The organism is Erythrobacter sp. RANMB8, from assembly GCF_056848235.1.
Genome location: NZ_JBREHG010000003.1, coordinates 209,499 through 223,847 on the forward strand (window position 1 = coordinate 209,499; position 14,349 = coordinate 223,847).

Here is a 14,349-nt window from a genome sequence, read left to right on the forward strand (position 1 = left end):
CCCGGCATGGCCGACAACCCGCCCCCGCCCCAGTCCCCTGCGTCACGGCGCAGCGCCACGCTGGAGGATATCGCGCGCGAGGCAGGGGTTTCGATCTCGACCGTCAGCCGCGCGCTGAACGACAGTCCCTCGGTCAAGCGGCGCACCAAGCAGCAGATCTGGCAGATTGCCCGCGCCCATGATTACGAGTTTCGCGCCAGCATGCCGAGCGGGCCGATCGGCGCGGATGCCACCATCGCCGTGGTCGTCCCCGCCCCGCAGGCGCGCGACAGCCGGGTGTCCGACCCGTTCTTCCTCGAACTGCTCGCCGGGATCGCCGAGGCGGCACGCGAACGCAATGCCGACCTGCTGATCAGCCACCTCAGCCCGCGGGCGGGAGAGGATCTCGATTACGCCATGAGCACCAGCCGGGCGACCGGGGTGATCTTCATCGGGCAAAGCTCGCTCCACCACGAATTCAACGCGCTCGCCGCCCGCGATGACCGCTTCGTGGTATGGGGGGCCGAATTTCCCGACGCGCAATATTGCGCCATCGGATCGGACAATGTCGCCGGCGGCCGGCGGGCAACCGCGCACCTTGCGCGGCTGGGCCGGCGGCGGATCCTGTTCCTCGGCGATACCGAAGCGCCCGAAGCCGAACAGCGCTATCGCGGATACAAGCAGGCCAAGGCGCAGGCGGGCATCCCGCTCGATGATGCACTGGTCGTGCCCGCCCATTTCGAGGTGCACTCGGCCGAAGCCGCGATGCGCAGCGCGATTGCGCGGGGGCTGCGCTTCGATGCGGTGTTCGCCGCGTCGGACCTGATCGCCATCGGCGCGATCCGGGCGCTGACGCGGTCGGGGATGCGGGTGCCGGAGGATGTCTCGGTGGTGGGATACGACAACATCCCCGCCGCCCGCCTCGTCACCCCGCAGCTGACCACCATCGATCAGGACGCCAATCTGGCAGGCCGGATGCTGGTGTCGAAGCTGATCGACAAGGGCGATGGCCCGGCGATTTCGCAGCGGCTGGAAACCAGCCTGCTGATCCGCGAGAGCTGCGGGGGGTAACATGGCGGCGCCGCTGCAACACATCGTGATCGTCGGCGGCGGCAGCGCGGGGTGGATGACCGCAGCAGCACTGGCCGATGCCGTGGGGCGCGATTGCCGCATCACCCTGATCGAGAGCGAGGCGATCGGCACCGTCGGCGTGGGCGAGGCGACCATCCCGCCGATCCGCCACTTCAACCGCCGCCTCGGCATCGACGAGGCGACCTTCGTGCGCGAGACGCAGGGCAGCTTCAAGCTCGGCATCCAGTTCGTCGACTGGGGGCGGCAGGGGCACAGCTATTTCCACCCTTTCGGCCAGTATGGCGCGGAATTCGATTCCGTGCCCTTCTACCACCACTGGATGCGCGAGAGCCTGGAAGGGCGCGTTGCCGGCCCGATTGACGATTTTTCGATGTGCTGGGCGATGGCGAAGGCGGGGCGTTTCACCCACCCCTCGCCCGATCGCCGCCTGATCCAGTCGACCTTCGACTATGCCTACCACTTCGATGCGGGGCTTTACGCGGCCTTCCTGCGGCGCTTTGCCGAACACCGGGGCGTGACCCGCCTTGAGGGCAAGGTCGTGGACGTCAGTCTGAGGGGCGAGGACGGGTTCATCGCGGCCGTCACGCTCGACAGCGGTGTGCGGATCGAGGGCGAATTTTTCATCGATTGCAGCGGTTTCCGCGGGCTTCTGATCGAGGAGGCACTGGCGGCCGGTTACGACAACTGGCAGCACTGGCTGCCCTGCGATCGCGCTGTTGCCGTGCCCTGCGAGCGGGGGGAGTTCACCCCCTACACCCGCTCCACCGCCAAACCGGCGGGCTGGCAATGGCGCATCCCGCTCCAGCACCGCACCGGCAACGGCTATGTCCATTGCAGCGAATTTATCTCGGAGGACGAGGCGACGGCGGAGCTGCTTGCCAGCCTTGACGGCAAGCCGCTGGCCGACCCGCGCACGCTTCGCTTCGTGACCGGCAAGCGGCGCGAATTCTGGAGGAAGAACTGCGTCGCGATCGGGCTTTCGGCAGGGTTCATGGAGCCGCTGGAATCGACGTCGCTCCACCTCATCCAGTACGGCATCCTGCGCCTGATCGCGCTGCTGCCCGACAGCGCCATGTCGCCGCTTTTATCGCGCGAATACAACGCGCAAACCGCGCGCGAATACGAGCTGATCCGCGACTTCCTGATCCTCCACTACAAGGCGAGCACAAGGGACGATTCCGCGCTGTGGCGCTACACCGCCGCCATGGCGATCCCCGACAGCCTGCAATACAAGATCGACCATTTCACCGCCCATGGAATGCTGGTGGCTGACGGGCAGGAGCTGTTCGCCAACCCCAGCTGGATTGCGGTCTATCTGGGTCAGGGGATCGTGCCGCAGCAGGCCCCGGCGCTGGCCGCGATGCGATCGCAAGTGCCGGTGGCAGAGCGGCTGGCGCAGGTGCGCGCCGCGATGGAGGAAGCGGTGGCGGCGATGCCGTCCCACGCCGATTTCATCGCCCGCCACTGCCCCGCCCCGCCGCTTTCAGCGGCCTGATTGTTTCACGTGAAACATCGCCCCAAACAGGCCTGAAAGGGGCCTAAAAGGGGTCTAGAGGGGGTCTAGCGCGACCTAGACGGGGTCTGGACGCGGGAAAAGCCTGCTCGAAAACCGTCCCGTTATTCCAACATCACGCACCAAACAAAAAGGGCCCGCCATTGCTGGCGAGCCCTTTCCTGAAACCCTCATCGCGACCCGAGGGCCCGCGATCCTCAGAAGTTCTTGCGGATCGTGAAGTTGAAGGTGCGTCCGTAGATTTCGTGGCGGCTCGGGAAGGTGCCGACCTGTTGGCCGCCCGCGTTGAACAGATCGTTCTGCGTCACGAAGGGCTCGTTGGTCAGGTTGAACACTTCCGCCAGCACCTGCACGCCATTAAGAACGCCGCCGGCCTTCTCGAAGGTGTAGCCGATCTGCGCATCGAGGATCGTTTCCGGCTGGGCATTGGCACCCGAGAGCGAGCCGTCGAAGTTCTGCACTTCCGACAGGAACCCGGCGCGGTAACGGGCGGCGAGCTTGGCGCGGAAGCCGTACTTTTCGTAGAAGATATCGCCCGACCAGGTGACATCCGAATAGCCAGGGATCGGGATCGCGTTGGTGCCGGGGCTTTCGATTTCGGCATCGGCGTAGGTCACGCTGGCAAAGCCGCCGAACCCGTCCAGCGCATCGCTGAAGTCGCCGAAGTTGACGCGCACCGTGCCTTCCACGCCAGTGATCTCGCCATCGGCAAAGTTGGTCGGCCCGCCGTAGGTGCCATTGACGAACTGCGGGTTGGTGGCGAGGATTCCACCCCAACGTGCCAGCGCGATTTCGCGGCTGAGATCGACCACAGTGGTCTGGTCAACCACCCAGTTCGACAGACGCTTGTGGAAACCGGCGACGATGATCGCGGTGCCCGGCGAGAAGTACTTTTCGAACGAGATATCGAACGAGGTCGATTCATAGGGCTCAAGCCGCGGGTTGCCCCCGCCCAGCGTGAAGCAGGGGTTGTTGGGCAGGCTGAACGAGTTCGGCGGCGCGGTCGGGTTCAGGGCATCGGGGATCTGGTCGCCATTGGTGTCGATGCAGAGCCGGTTGTTGAAGCCGAGGTTCTGGTTGGCCGCCATCTGGTCAAGCCGCGCACGGGTCACGGTCTTGGCGGCAGCCAGACGGATGAAGGTATCGGGCATGATCTCGAAGGCGAGGTTCATGCTCGGCAGCCAGTTGTCGAAGGAATAATCGACCACGTTGGGTGCCCCGCCGGTGATCGTGCCGGTCGAGCTCTGGCTGGTATCGGCATAACGCAGGCCGATATTGCCGCGCACCGGCACCGAACCCAGATCGCCGTTGATATCGGCCTGGATGTAGAAGTTGTGGATCTCCTCGCTCACCACCCACTGGGTGTCGAACGTCGCCTTTTCGACCAGATAGGTGCCATCGGTCAGGAAGGACGAGGGATCATAGGCAAGGATGTTGTTGCCGAGGCTGCCGGTGTTGGTGCTGCCGACGATCGCGCTGGTCGGCACGCGCAGGCCGTTGCCGAAAGCGGCGGTGGGACGCAGGAAGCTTTCGTTGGAATCGAAGCTCTTTTCGCGGTCGGTGTGCAGCCAGCCCAGCGTGATCTTGTCGATGAACCCGCCGTCGAATTCCCAATAGGTCTCGGCGCGCAGCTGGTGCAGTTCATCATTGATGCGCGGCTGCTTGATGAAGCCGACCTGGCCCCAGCCGCCCGGATCGGTCAGCAAGACATTGGCGGGATCGGTGTAATCGAGCAGGCTGTCGATGGTGTACTGGCCGTTTTCGGGGAAGGTGAAGGTCAGGCGATCCTGCGCCCCCGAACGACCGCGGCCGGTGCCGGCGTAGGATTCATAGTCGATGTCGTCCCGGTCGAGGGTCGAATAGCCATAATCGAACACGAAGCCGAGGTTGTCGGTCGCCTTCCATTCGGCATTGGCGCCGATGGCGAAGATTTCGGATTCAGCCCCTTCGGTATCGGTGCGCAGGATCGGCACCACCGCCGAATAGGTCGCGCTGTCGGCGAACGGACCGCTGCCGGCGGCACTGACGAATTGCGCACCGCTCCACGAAGCGATCGGGGTTTCGGTGCCGCGGAAAATGCCGCTGTCGCTGGTATCGGTGTAGAAGGTGTCGAACGAGAGCGAGAAGTTGTCGCTCGGCTCGAACTGGAGCGCGCCGGCGATCGAGGTGCGCTCGAAATTGCGGCTGACCACGCCCTGACGCGGGTTGTCGGCGGGGTAGATCACGCCCTGCGCGGTGCGGCCGATCTGGAACTGGTTGGTCTTCAGCTCGCGGCTGATGAACTGGGTCGGGATCGACTGGACGGTAACGCCCAGCGACCAGCCCACGGTGCCATCGGCGTTCTGGTCGATGTAGCTGCCGAAGAAGCGGTAACCGTCATCGGCGAAATCGGGGTTGAGCGAGCCGTTGTCGTTGATGGTGTAGGTGCCCGAAACGGTCAGCTGGCGCTTGCCGGTTTCGAGCGGCTTGACCGTGCGCAGGTCCACCGCACCGGCGATGCCGATGGCGGCCAGCTGCGCATCGCCGGTCTTGTAGACGACGCCCGAGCCGATCAGTTCGGACGGGAACTGGTCGAATTCGATGCCGCGGTTGTTGCCCGCCGACACGACTTCGCGGCCATTGAGCAGCGCGAGGCTGAAATCGGGGCCGAGGCCGCGGATCGACACCTGCTGCGAACGGCCGCGCACGCGCTGGGCGGTCACACCCGGCAGGCGGGCAAGGGTGTCGGCAATCGACTGGTCGGGCAGCAGGCCGAGGTCTTCGGCGGCGATCACTTCGACGATCGAGGTGGCGTTGCGCTTGGCATCGAGCGAGGACTGGATCGACCCGCGGATACCGGTGACGAGGATGGCATCGCCTTCCACTTCACCCTCGACGCTGGCCTGATCTTCGGCGTCCTGCGCCAGAACCGGCGCGGCCGTGATAGCCAGAGCCAGAGTCGCGGCCCCGCACAGCAGACGCGCGCTCGCATTGATCCCGTTCATTTTCATCAGAAGTCCCCTCCCGCAAGCGACATCAATCGTGCGCTTTTGCAGTTTTTTTCATAGCGGAACATGAACCGCAGGTAAACGGGCAATCTGCACTGGCGGAAGGCGAGCGGGAAAATTCAGACAAATTATTCATTATCAGTATGTTCCAGTCGATTTTGTCGGGCCTCGCGGCGGGAATCCGGTCGCTTCCGGCGGAAATTGTTGCGCAAGAGTCACAGTTTTTTGCACGCGCCCTGCAAACCTTCGCGCTCCGGTGCGCGTGATGGCTTCTCCGGCCCGCTATTCGCCGAAGGAATTGCCAGTTTTTATATGTTTTTCCGTTTCTTATTCATCGGCCTTGGCCGCCTTGCGGGGATTTGATAGGCTCCCCGGCATGGCGATCACCCCCTCTGCGCAGCTGCAAGATGTGCCGCAAGGCTGGGCGCTTTCGCTCGATCGGGCCAGAGTCGGAGCATTTTCAGCGCATAATCATCGGCTTGTGACAGTCGATGGCCTGCTGGCGACGCCGGATGCCGTGATCTCGCAAGCGTTTTTGCAAGATTTTGCAAAAATCACGCCGCAATATCCGGGGGTGCGCGCCGCGCTGCCCGCAGCGGCCTCGGCGCACTGGCTGGCGCAGCTGGCGCCGCATCTCGATGCATGGTTCGGCGCAGCGCCGCGGGGGTGGGAGATGCAGGCGTGGTATTCGCTGGTCACCACCCCGCCCGCCGCGCTCGCCCCGATCCAGCGCCTGCCGCATGTCGATGGCACCGATCCGGCGCAGATCGCGATGATGCTCTACCTGCACCGCACAGGGCACGGCGGCACGGCGTTCTTCCGCCACCGTTCGACCGGGCTGGAGGCTTTGGGAGCAGAGGACTACCCGCGCTATGCCGAAGCGCTGCACGCCGATGTCGCGCGCACCGGCCTGCCGCCCGCCGCCTATCCGACCGACGGCGCGCCGCATTTCGAGCGCACCCATGCCGTGCCCGGCGATTTCAACAGCGCGGTGTTCTATCGCGGCAATATCCTCCACAGCGGGGTGATCGACAACATGGCCCCCCTGAGCGCCGATCCGCGCAGCGGGCGGCTGACAATCAACGCCTTCTTCCGCCCGGCGGCAGAATAGGCGCGAGGAACGAGGCAGGACGATGGCAGACGGCAGAGTGCGCAAGCTGGTGATCGTGGGCGGCGGCACCGCGGGGTGGATCACCGCGGCCGCCTTTGCCCGCCTGCTGGGCGAGCGGCTGAGCATCCAACTGGTCGAAAGCGAGGCGATCGGCACCGTGGGCGTGGGCGAGGCGACGATCCCGCAGATCATCCGCCTCAACGCGATCCTCGGCCTCGACGAGCACGATTTTCTGCGCCGCACCTCGGGCACCTTCAAGCTGGGGATCGAGTTTGTCGACTGGGGCAGGCTCGGCTCGCGCTATCTGCACACGTTCGGCGACACGGGGATGAACCTCGGCAATGTCGCCTTCCACCACCACTGGCGCCGCAGTCTGGGCGATGCGGCGGGGGCGGATGCGCGGGGCCTGTGGGACTATTCGCTGCACCAGCTGGCAGCGGATCAGGCGCGGTTCGGCAAGCTCGACCGCGTCGGCAACACCGCGATGACGGGCCTCGCCTATGCCTATCACTTCGACGCCAGCCGCTATGCGCTCTATCTGCGCGACTATGCCGAAGCCCGCGGCGTCACCCGCACCGAGGGGATTGTCGAAAGCGTCGCACGCGACGGGGAGAGCGGCGATCTGACCGCGATCACCCTGGCAGGCGGCCAGCGGGTCGAGGGCGATTTCTTCATCGACTGCACCGGTTTCCGATCGCTGTTGCTGGGGGGCGAGCTGGGGGTGGGTTATGACGACTGGTCGCGCTGGCTGCCGTGCGACCGCGCGCTGGCCGTTCCGTCCGAGAAACTGCCCACCATCGTCCCCTACACCCGCGCCACCGCCAAAAGCGCGGGCTGGCAGTGGCGCATCCCGTTGCAACACCGCACCGGCAACGGCCACGTCTATTCGAGCGGCTTCATCAGCGACGATGCCGCCGCCGATACGCTGCTGGCAGGGCTGGACACGCAGGCGCTGGGCGATCCGCGCCCGATCCGCTTCACCACCGGGCGCAGGCAGGCGTTCTGGGCGCATAATGTCGCCGCGATCGGCCTGTCGAGCGGGTTTCTGGAGCCGCTCGAATCGACCTCGATCCACCTGATCCAGTCGCATGTCAGCCGGTTGATCCAGCTGTTCCCGCAGACCGCCGAGGCCCGTGCCGAGCGCGCCGAATACAACCGCCGCTGCGCTGCCGAGTTCGAGCAGATCCGCGATTTCCTGATCCTGCACTACCACCGCACCGATCGCGAGGACACCGAGTTCTGGCGTTATTGCAAGCACATGGCAGTGCCCGACAGCCTGACGCACAAGCTGGAACTGTTCGCCGCATCGGGCCGCGTGGGGCGCGATATCGATGATCTGTTCAAGGAGGCAAGCTGGGTGCAGGTGATGCTGGGACAGGGGATCATGCCTGCCACCCACGATCCCATGGCCGATCAACTGGCGCCCGCGCAGCTCGCCGAATTCCTTGCCAACCTGCGCACGCTGGTGAGCCGCGCCGTGGCGGGCCTGCCGACCCACGAGGATTACCTGCGCCAGCACTGCGCCGCCGAGGCGCTGGAGGGCGCTGTCTGAGCGCACAAAAAAGGGCGGCGTGGTAACCCACGCCGCCCGTTTTGTTCGTTCCGGATTGCTCCGGACGAAACCTTACTTCGACTGGCTTTCGAGATAGGCCACCAGGTTCGCACGGTCCTGCGCGTTCTTGATGCCCGGGAAGGCCATCTTGGTGCCCGGCATGAATGCCTTGGGATCTTCGAGGTACTTGAACAGCACGTCGGTGGTCCAGGTCACGCCGCTGTTCTTGTTGGCGTCCGAATAGGCAAAGCCGGCAACCGTGCCCGAGGCGCGGCCGACAACCTTGTAGAGCGACGGACCGACGCGGTTCACGCCGTCTTCGAGCACGTGGCACGAACGGCACAGCGCGAACACCTTTTCGCCGGCGGCGGCATCGGTGGTCATGCTGGCATATTCCATGGTCGCGCCAGCAGCGGCGGCATCGGCAGCCGGAGCCGCTTCGGCAGCCGGAGCTTCGGCCGGAGCCGCGGTTTCGGCGGGCGCTTCAGCCGGAGCTTCCGCTTCCTTGCCACCGCAAGCCGAAAGAGTAACGAGGCTCGCGATTGCGGCCCCCATCAGGAAATTACGCTTCATGTCGTTTTGTCCTCTGAACAACGTGTTCCTCCCGCATCCCGGCGCGGGCATAACCGAGATTCTCAGGCATGGAAAGCGGGACTTGACGCAGCGTCACACCCCTCTCCCCGGAATGCCGTAGTCCTCCAACGCACGAAGGGCGCGGCGGTTTCCCGGCTTTTTCGCAAAGATTGCCTTCCGGCGGCGGCGCGTTAAACAGGCGGCATGATCAAGAACCTGCCCTGGCACACCAAGACCGTGCTCGCCCTGCTGGCTTTCCTGCCGGCCTATTTCGCCATCGCCGCGCTTGGCACCAAGGCCGGGATATGGGGCTGGCAGACCGGCCTGCTCGCGCTGACGATGGGCGGCGGGGTGATCCTGCTGGGCATCGTCGCGCTCGCCGCGCTGGTTTCGCTGGTGATCGCGGCGCGCGCCAAACCGCGCAGCAACGCGCTGGTCGGCGTGGCGATTGTCGGCCTGCTGGTGCCGGCGGCGACCTTTGTGATGTTCCTTGCCGCAGGAGCCAAGGGCAGCGAAAATCCGATCCACGACATTGCCACCGATACCGCCAACCCGCCCGCCTTCTCCGCCGCAACCCTGGCCGAGCGCGAGGCCGAAGGCGCCAACCCCTTGAGCGATTACCAGGTGCCGCTGGGCCAGCTGGAAATCTACAAGGAGGTCGCGCCCGAACTTGCGGTGAAGAGCCACGCGCAGATCATCACCGCGCGCAGCGACCGCCCTGCCCCGCTGCCGCTGGGCGGTGCGAGCAAGACCGAAGGCATGGCCGCAGTCGCAGCGGCGATGGCGGCAATGGGGCTAGAGGACATTCGCTCCGATGCCGCGACCGGCACGGTCGAGGCGGTGGCGGAAACCTTCTGGTTCGGGTTCAAGGATGATGTGGTCGCCCGCGTCGGCGATGCGCAGATCGACTTCCGTTCGGTCAGCCGGGTGGGTCGCAGCGATCTGGGCGCGAACACGGCGCGCATCATCGAACTGCGCAGCCGCACCGAAACCCTGCTGGGCGCGGCCAGTCGCTGAACAATCAATCGGTAAAGTCGCGCACGGCCACCGCGCTGCGCTGAAACACGGTGAGCGCGCAGAGCGTCGCGTAGCCATAGGCAAGCCATGCGAACCATGCCGGGAACAGGCACATGGCGATGAACACCGCGATGGTCTCCGCCCCCTCGGCAAGGCCGGTGGAGTAGAAGAAGCTCTTGCGCCCGTGCGCCTCGGTGGTGGCGCCGCGCTTGGCCGCGATGACGGCAAAGGCGAGGAAGCTCACGCCGGTCAGCACAAAACTCGCCACCAGCACCAGCGCGGGCATCGTGTAGGCGGGCGCAAGGATGCCGAAGGCGAGCGGGATGCTGACGTAAAAGGCGAAATCGGCGACGATGTCAAAATAGCCGCCGAGATCGGATGGCCCGCGCACCCGCGCCACCGCGCCATCCAGCCCGTCGAGCAGGCGGTTGCCGATGATCAGCGCCAGCCCCCAGCCGATCTGCCCCAGCGCAATCGCCGCCGCCCCGCCAAGGCCGAGCGCGAGGCCGGTGAAGGTCAGTGCATTGGCAGTCACGCCCAGCCCCGCAAGAAATGCCCCCATGCGGCCCAGCGGCGGATCGATCAGCGGGCGCAGTTTGGCATCAAGCATTGCCTAGGCACTCCAGCTCACCAGCCCGATCCACGCCCCCGTCATCGCGCTCGCCAGATTGCCCGCGATCCAGCTTTTCATCCCCAGCCCGGCCGCCTCCGCACGGCGTTCGGGGCACAGGGTGCCGATGGTCGAAACCAGCAGGCCGACGCTGGCAAGGTTCGCCACCCCGCACAGCGCATAGGTGACGATCAGCAGGCTGCGCGGCCCCAGCGTGCCGGCGGGCAGCGCGGCGAGTTCGAGATAGGCGACATATTCGTTGAGCACCGCCTTGGTGCCCATCAATCCGCCCGCCGCCTGCGCCTCGCCCCATGGCACGCCCAGCAGCCACATGAACGGCGCAAGGCACCAGCCCATCAGGCGCTTCAGCGTCAGCGGCTCGCCTTCGATGAAGGGCAGCGCGGCCAGCATCCCGTCCACCAGCGCCACCAGCGCGAACACGGTGATGATCACCGCGATCACCGCGAGGAACAGCTGCATCCCGTCCATCGTCCCGCGGATGATCGCATCGATGCTCGATTCATATCTGAGGCCGGGTTCGCCCTGCTCCACAGCGGTTTTCGCGTTCTCGCCGCTGCCCGGCACCATCAGCCGCGCCACCAGCAGCGCGGCGGGGAGCGAGATCAGCGAGGCGGAGATCATGTGCCCCACCGCATCGGGCACGGTGTTCTTCAGCGTGGTGGCATAGAGGATCAGGATCGCGCCGCTGATCGTCGCCATGGTCAGGGTCATCACCTGAAACAGCTCGGTGCGGCTCATCCGGTCGAAATAGGCGCGGGTCACCAGCGGGGCTTCGACCACGCCGAGGAAGATGCTCGCGCCGCCTGACAGGCCGACCACGCCCGACACGCCAAGGCTGCGGCGCAGCAGGAAGCCGAGACCGCCGACAATCCAGCGCAGCACGCCCCAGTGCCACAGCAGCGCGGAGAGCGCCGAGAACACGATCACCAGCGGCAAAATCTGGAACGCGATCACCAGCGGCGGCTGCGCGCCCTCTTTCAGCGCAAAGGGCAGATCGCCCCCGCCAAGGTAGCCGAACATGTAGGCCGATCCTTTCAGCGTCGCGGCCTCCACCGCGCTGACCGCGCTGTTCGCCAGCCCCACCGCGTCCCACACCAGCGGCACCCGCACGATCAGCACGGCGAGCACCCCCTGAAGGGCCAGCGCGCCGAGGATCCAGCGCCAACCGGGGTGGCCCTTGCGGTTCTCGCTGATCGCCCATGCGAGGCCGATCAGCACCGCAAGGCCGATCACCCCGCGCAGCTGGTCAAACAGTTCCAAGTGATGCCCCCTTCTCCGGCTGCGATCAGCGCTTCTTGCCGATCACGCGGTCAAGCGCCAGCCTGTCCATTTCGCGCAGGGCTATCAGCGCCAGCGCAGCGCCCGCGACAGTCAGCGAGGGGAAGAACAGCAGGTTCGCGTCCTTGTGCAGATACATCCCGAACGGATCGAGGAAGTGCCGCCAGATCGGGATCGCCCCGCCCACCAGAATCACCGCCGACAAGGGCAGAGTGACCTTGCGGAACAGCCCCAGCACCACCAGCGCGCCCAGCGCCACCTCGAACCCCGCAAAGGCCAGTTGCAACGTCCCGTCATTGCCCACGCCGCCATAATACTTGTTGGCGAGGTTCGGCCCCATCCCGTCCTTCAGCAGCCGCACCAGCCCCCACAGCACCAGCAGCATGCCGGTGCCGATCCGCATGATCAGCAGTGAAACCTGTGCAAGCATGGCAATCTCTCCCGTTCAGCCGCGCATCCACGCGTGATAGCGTTCGACCCACTTCAGCAGGCCTTCGGGCTTGTGCGCCTTCTTCCAGTTGCCCGCGGCAAACTTGTTCGCCTCCACCATCGTCGGATAGGCGTGGATCGTGCCGAGGATCTTGTTGAGGCCGATCCCGTGCTTCATCGCCAGCACATACTCGGCCAGCAATTCGCCCGCGTGCGCGCCGACAATCGTGACGCCGAGCACCGTGTCCTTGCCGCCCGCCGGGGTCAGCACCTTGACGAAGCCCTTCGTCTCGCTTTCGGCAATCGCCCGGTCGAGATCGTCGAGATCATAGCGCGTCACCTCCACCGCGATGCCCTGCTGCGCGGCCTCGCGTTCGTTGATGCCGACCCGCGCGACTTCGGGATCGAGGAAGGTCACGGCGGGGATCACGCGGTAATCGGCCTTGAACTTTTTCAGGCTCCCGAACAGCGCGTTGACGCTGGCATACCATGCCTGATGGCTGGCGGTGTGGGTGAACTGGTAGGGGCCAGCAACATCGCCCGCCGCGAAGATATTGGGGAACTTGGTCGCCAGAAATTCATCGGTGACGACCGTGCGGGCGGTGTCCACGCCGATATCTTCGAGGCCAAAGCCGGTCAGCCGCGCCTTGCGCCCCACCGCCACGATCAGCGCATCGAAGGGCACTTCGAATTCCGCACCATCATGCTCGGCGATCAGCACCCTGCCTTCGATCCGCACCGCCTTGTGGCCGGTGAGCACGGTCACGCCGTCTGCCTCCAGCACCGCCTTGGCGAGCGCCGAGACATCGGCGTCCTCGCGCCCCAGAAGCGCGTCCGCCATCTCGACCTGCGTCACATTCGAGCCGAGCCGTGCAAGCGCCTGCGAAAGCTCGCACCCGATCGGCCCGCCGCCAAGGACCACGGTGCGCGCAGGGGCGGCGTCCATCTGCGCGAAGGCCTGCCACATGGTCTCGCTGGTGAGGTAACCGCTGCTCTCGATGCCGGGGATCGGCGGCACCACCGGCTCGGCGCCGCTGGCGATGATGATGCTGCGGGTGGTCAGGCGCTGCGTGCCACCGTCATTCCGCGCGATCTCGACCGTCCACGGATCGATGATTTTGGCGTAACCCTTGACCACATCGACGCCGAGGCCTTCGTAACGCTCCACGCTGTCATGGGGTTCGATGGTCTTGATCGTGTCCATCACGCGGGCGATCACCGCCCTGAACGGCACGTCGGGTTCGGCGGGCGTGAGGCCATACTTGTCGGCATGGCGCATCTGGTGCGCGACCTTGGCGCTCTTGATGATCGCCTTGCTGGGCACGCAGCCGGTGTTGAGGCAATCGCCGCCCATTTCATGCGCTTCGACCAGCGTGACCTTGGCCTTCACCGTCGCCGCGATCAGCGAGGACACCAGCCCTGCCGATCCTGCGCCGATCACCACCATGTTGCGGTCAAACTTTTTGGGCCGCGTGAACCCGGCATAGACCTTGCGCCGCTTCAGCACGCCGATGATGCCCTTGGCCAGCCACGGCACAATGCCGAGCGCGACAAAGCTGCCCAGCACCGCGGGCGAGGCGATGCCCGAAAGGCTGTCGATCCGCGCCAGCTGCGTGCCGGCGTTCACATAGACGATGGTGCCCAGCAGCATGCCGATCTGGCTGACCCAGGCATAGGTGAAAGTGCGGATGCGGGTGAGGCCCATCACCAGATTGACGACGAAGAACGGGAAGACCGGGATCATCCGCAGCGAAAACAGATAAAACGCCCCGTCGCGTTCCAGCCCCGCGTTGATCGCCTTCAGCCGCTCGCCGAAACGCGCCTCCATCGTGTCGCGCAGCACATAGCGCGATGACCAGAAGGCCAGCGTCGCGCCCATGGTGGAGGCGAAGGAGACGATGATCGTGCCGCCTACCACCCCGAACAGCGCGCCCGCCGCCAGCGTCAGGATCGCCGCGCCCGGAAAGGATGCTGCCGTCACCAGCACATAGGCGATGAAGAAGGCTGCGATCACCGCCACAGGATTTTCGCGCTGGAAGGCGGCCGTTTCGGCGGCGAGCGCCTTGATCCCCTCCAGCGTGAGATACTGGCCAAGATCGAAGGCGAAATAGGCAGCCGCCAGCGCGGCCAACGCGGCGAGGATGATGATTTTCTTCACGGGAACTCCTTGGGCCGGTGTTCGTGCGA

11 protein-coding genes are annotated in these 14,349 nt (G+C 65.6%); 5 read left to right on the plus strand and 6 right to left on the minus strand.

All coding sequences use genetic code 11. The features are described from left to right. Positions 1 to 6: 6 nt before the first annotated feature. Entirely contained in the window at positions 7 to 1,050 is a 1,044-nt protein-coding gene (locus ACU0AG_RS07290; RefSeq protein WP_482781594.1) for a LacI family DNA-binding transcriptional regulator, read from the plus strand. 1 nt (position 1,051) lies between these two features. Beyond that, positions 1,052 to 2,566, plus strand: a complete 1,515-nt coding sequence (locus ACU0AG_RS07295; protein WP_482781595.1) for a tryptophan halogenase family protein — start codon at positions 1,052 to 1,054, stop codon at positions 2,564 to 2,566. A 215-nt stretch (positions 2,567 to 2,781) separates the two neighbouring features. On the opposite strand, the gene ACU0AG_RS07300 is transcribed toward ACU0AG_RS07295, so the two are convergent. After that, a complete protein-coding gene (locus ACU0AG_RS07300; protein WP_482781596.1) occupies positions 2,782 to 5,568 on the minus strand; it encodes a TonB-dependent receptor in 2,787 nt (928 codons plus the stop codon). A gap of 379 nt (positions 5,569 to 5,947) precedes the next feature. Between ACU0AG_RS07300 and ACU0AG_RS07305 the strand changes: the two genes are divergently transcribed. Next, complete coding sequence (locus ACU0AG_RS07305) at positions 5,948 to 6,682, plus strand: DUF6445 family protein (protein ID WP_482781597.1); 735 nt, start codon at positions 5,948 to 5,950, stop codon at positions 6,680 to 6,682. Positions 6,683 to 6,704: 22 nt separating this feature from the next. Then, a complete protein-coding gene (locus ACU0AG_RS07310) occupies positions 6,705 to 8,234 on the plus strand; it encodes a tryptophan halogenase family protein (RefSeq protein ID WP_482781598.1) in 1,530 nt (509 codons plus the stop codon). A 72-nt stretch (positions 8,235 to 8,306) separates the two neighbouring features. Here ACU0AG_RS07310 and ACU0AG_RS07315 read toward each other — a convergent pair whose 3' ends face one another. Beyond that, positions 8,307 to 8,807 carry a c-type cytochrome gene (locus ACU0AG_RS07315; RefSeq protein WP_482781599.1) on the minus strand — a complete coding sequence of 167 codons (501 nt, stop codon included), beginning with the start codon at positions 8,805 to 8,807 and terminating at the stop codon, positions 8,307 to 8,309. Between the two features lie 204 nt (positions 8,808 to 9,011). Here ACU0AG_RS07315 and ACU0AG_RS07320 point away from each other — a divergent pair, with 204 nt between their 5' ends. Further along, a complete protein-coding gene (locus tag ACU0AG_RS07320) occupies positions 9,012 to 9,824 on the plus strand; it encodes a DUF1499 domain-containing protein (protein ID WP_482781600.1) in 813 nt (270 codons plus the stop codon). Between the two features lie 4 nt (positions 9,825 to 9,828). Here ACU0AG_RS07320 and ACU0AG_RS07325 read toward each other — a convergent pair whose 3' ends face one another. Genes ACU0AG_RS07325 through ACU0AG_RS07340 form a run of 4 tightly spaced genes read right to left on the minus strand, consistent with a single transcriptional unit; the run spans position 9,829 to position 14,320 of the window. Then, positions 9,829 to 10,434, minus strand: a complete 606-nt coding sequence (locus tag ACU0AG_RS07325; RefSeq protein WP_482781601.1) for a CDP-alcohol phosphatidyltransferase family protein — start codon at positions 10,432 to 10,434, stop codon at positions 9,829 to 9,831. A 3-nt stretch (positions 10,435 to 10,437) separates the two neighbouring features. After that, a complete protein-coding gene (locus ACU0AG_RS07330) occupies positions 10,438 to 11,715 on the minus strand; it encodes a NupC/NupG family nucleoside CNT transporter (protein WP_482781602.1) in 1,278 nt (425 codons plus the stop codon). 25 nt (positions 11,716 to 11,740) lie between these two features. Further along, on the minus strand, positions 11,741 to 12,163 hold the full coding sequence (locus ACU0AG_RS07335; RefSeq protein WP_482781603.1) for a hypothetical protein: 423 nt from the start codon (positions 12,161 to 12,163) through the stop codon (positions 11,741 to 11,743). Positions 12,164 to 12,178: 15 nt separating this feature from the next. Beyond that, positions 12,179 to 14,320, minus strand: a complete 2,142-nt coding sequence (locus ACU0AG_RS07340) for an FAD-dependent oxidoreductase (RefSeq protein ID WP_482781604.1) — start codon at positions 14,318 to 14,320, stop codon at positions 12,179 to 12,181. Positions 14,321 to 14,349: the final 29 nt, after the last annotated feature.

Excerpts from the sequence above, each read along its gene's own strand:
- ACU0AG_RS07290 (WP_482781594.1), top strand. The coding sequence starts at position 7 with ATGGCCGACAACCCGCCCCCGCCCCAGTCCCCTGCGTCACGGCGCAGC.
- ACU0AG_RS07295 (WP_482781595.1), top strand. The coding sequence starts at position 1,052 with ATGGCGGCGCCGCTGCAACACATCGTGATCGTCGGCGGCGGCAGCGCG.
- ACU0AG_RS07300 (WP_482781596.1), bottom strand. The coding sequence starts at position 5,568 with ATGAACGGGATCAATGCGAGCGCGCGTCTGCTGTGCGGGGCCGCGACT.
- ACU0AG_RS07305 (WP_482781597.1), top strand. The coding sequence starts at position 5,948 with ATGGCGATCACCCCCTCTGCGCAGCTGCAAGATGTGCCGCAAGGCTGG.
- ACU0AG_RS07310 (WP_482781598.1), top strand. The coding sequence starts at position 6,705 with ATGGCAGACGGCAGAGTGCGCAAGCTGGTGATCGTGGGCGGCGGCACC.
- ACU0AG_RS07315 (WP_482781599.1), bottom strand. The coding sequence starts at position 8,807 with ATGAAGCGTAATTTCCTGATGGGGGCCGCAATCGCGAGCCTCGTTACT.
- ACU0AG_RS07320 (WP_482781600.1), top strand. The coding sequence starts at position 9,012 with ATGATCAAGAACCTGCCCTGGCACACCAAGACCGTGCTCGCCCTGCTG.
- ACU0AG_RS07325 (WP_482781601.1), bottom strand. The coding sequence starts at position 10,434 with ATGCTTGATGCCAAACTGCGCCCGCTGATCGATCCGCCGCTGGGCCGC.
- ACU0AG_RS07335 (WP_482781603.1), bottom strand. The coding sequence starts at position 12,163 with ATGCTTGCACAGGTTTCACTGCTGATCATGCGGATCGGCACCGGCATG.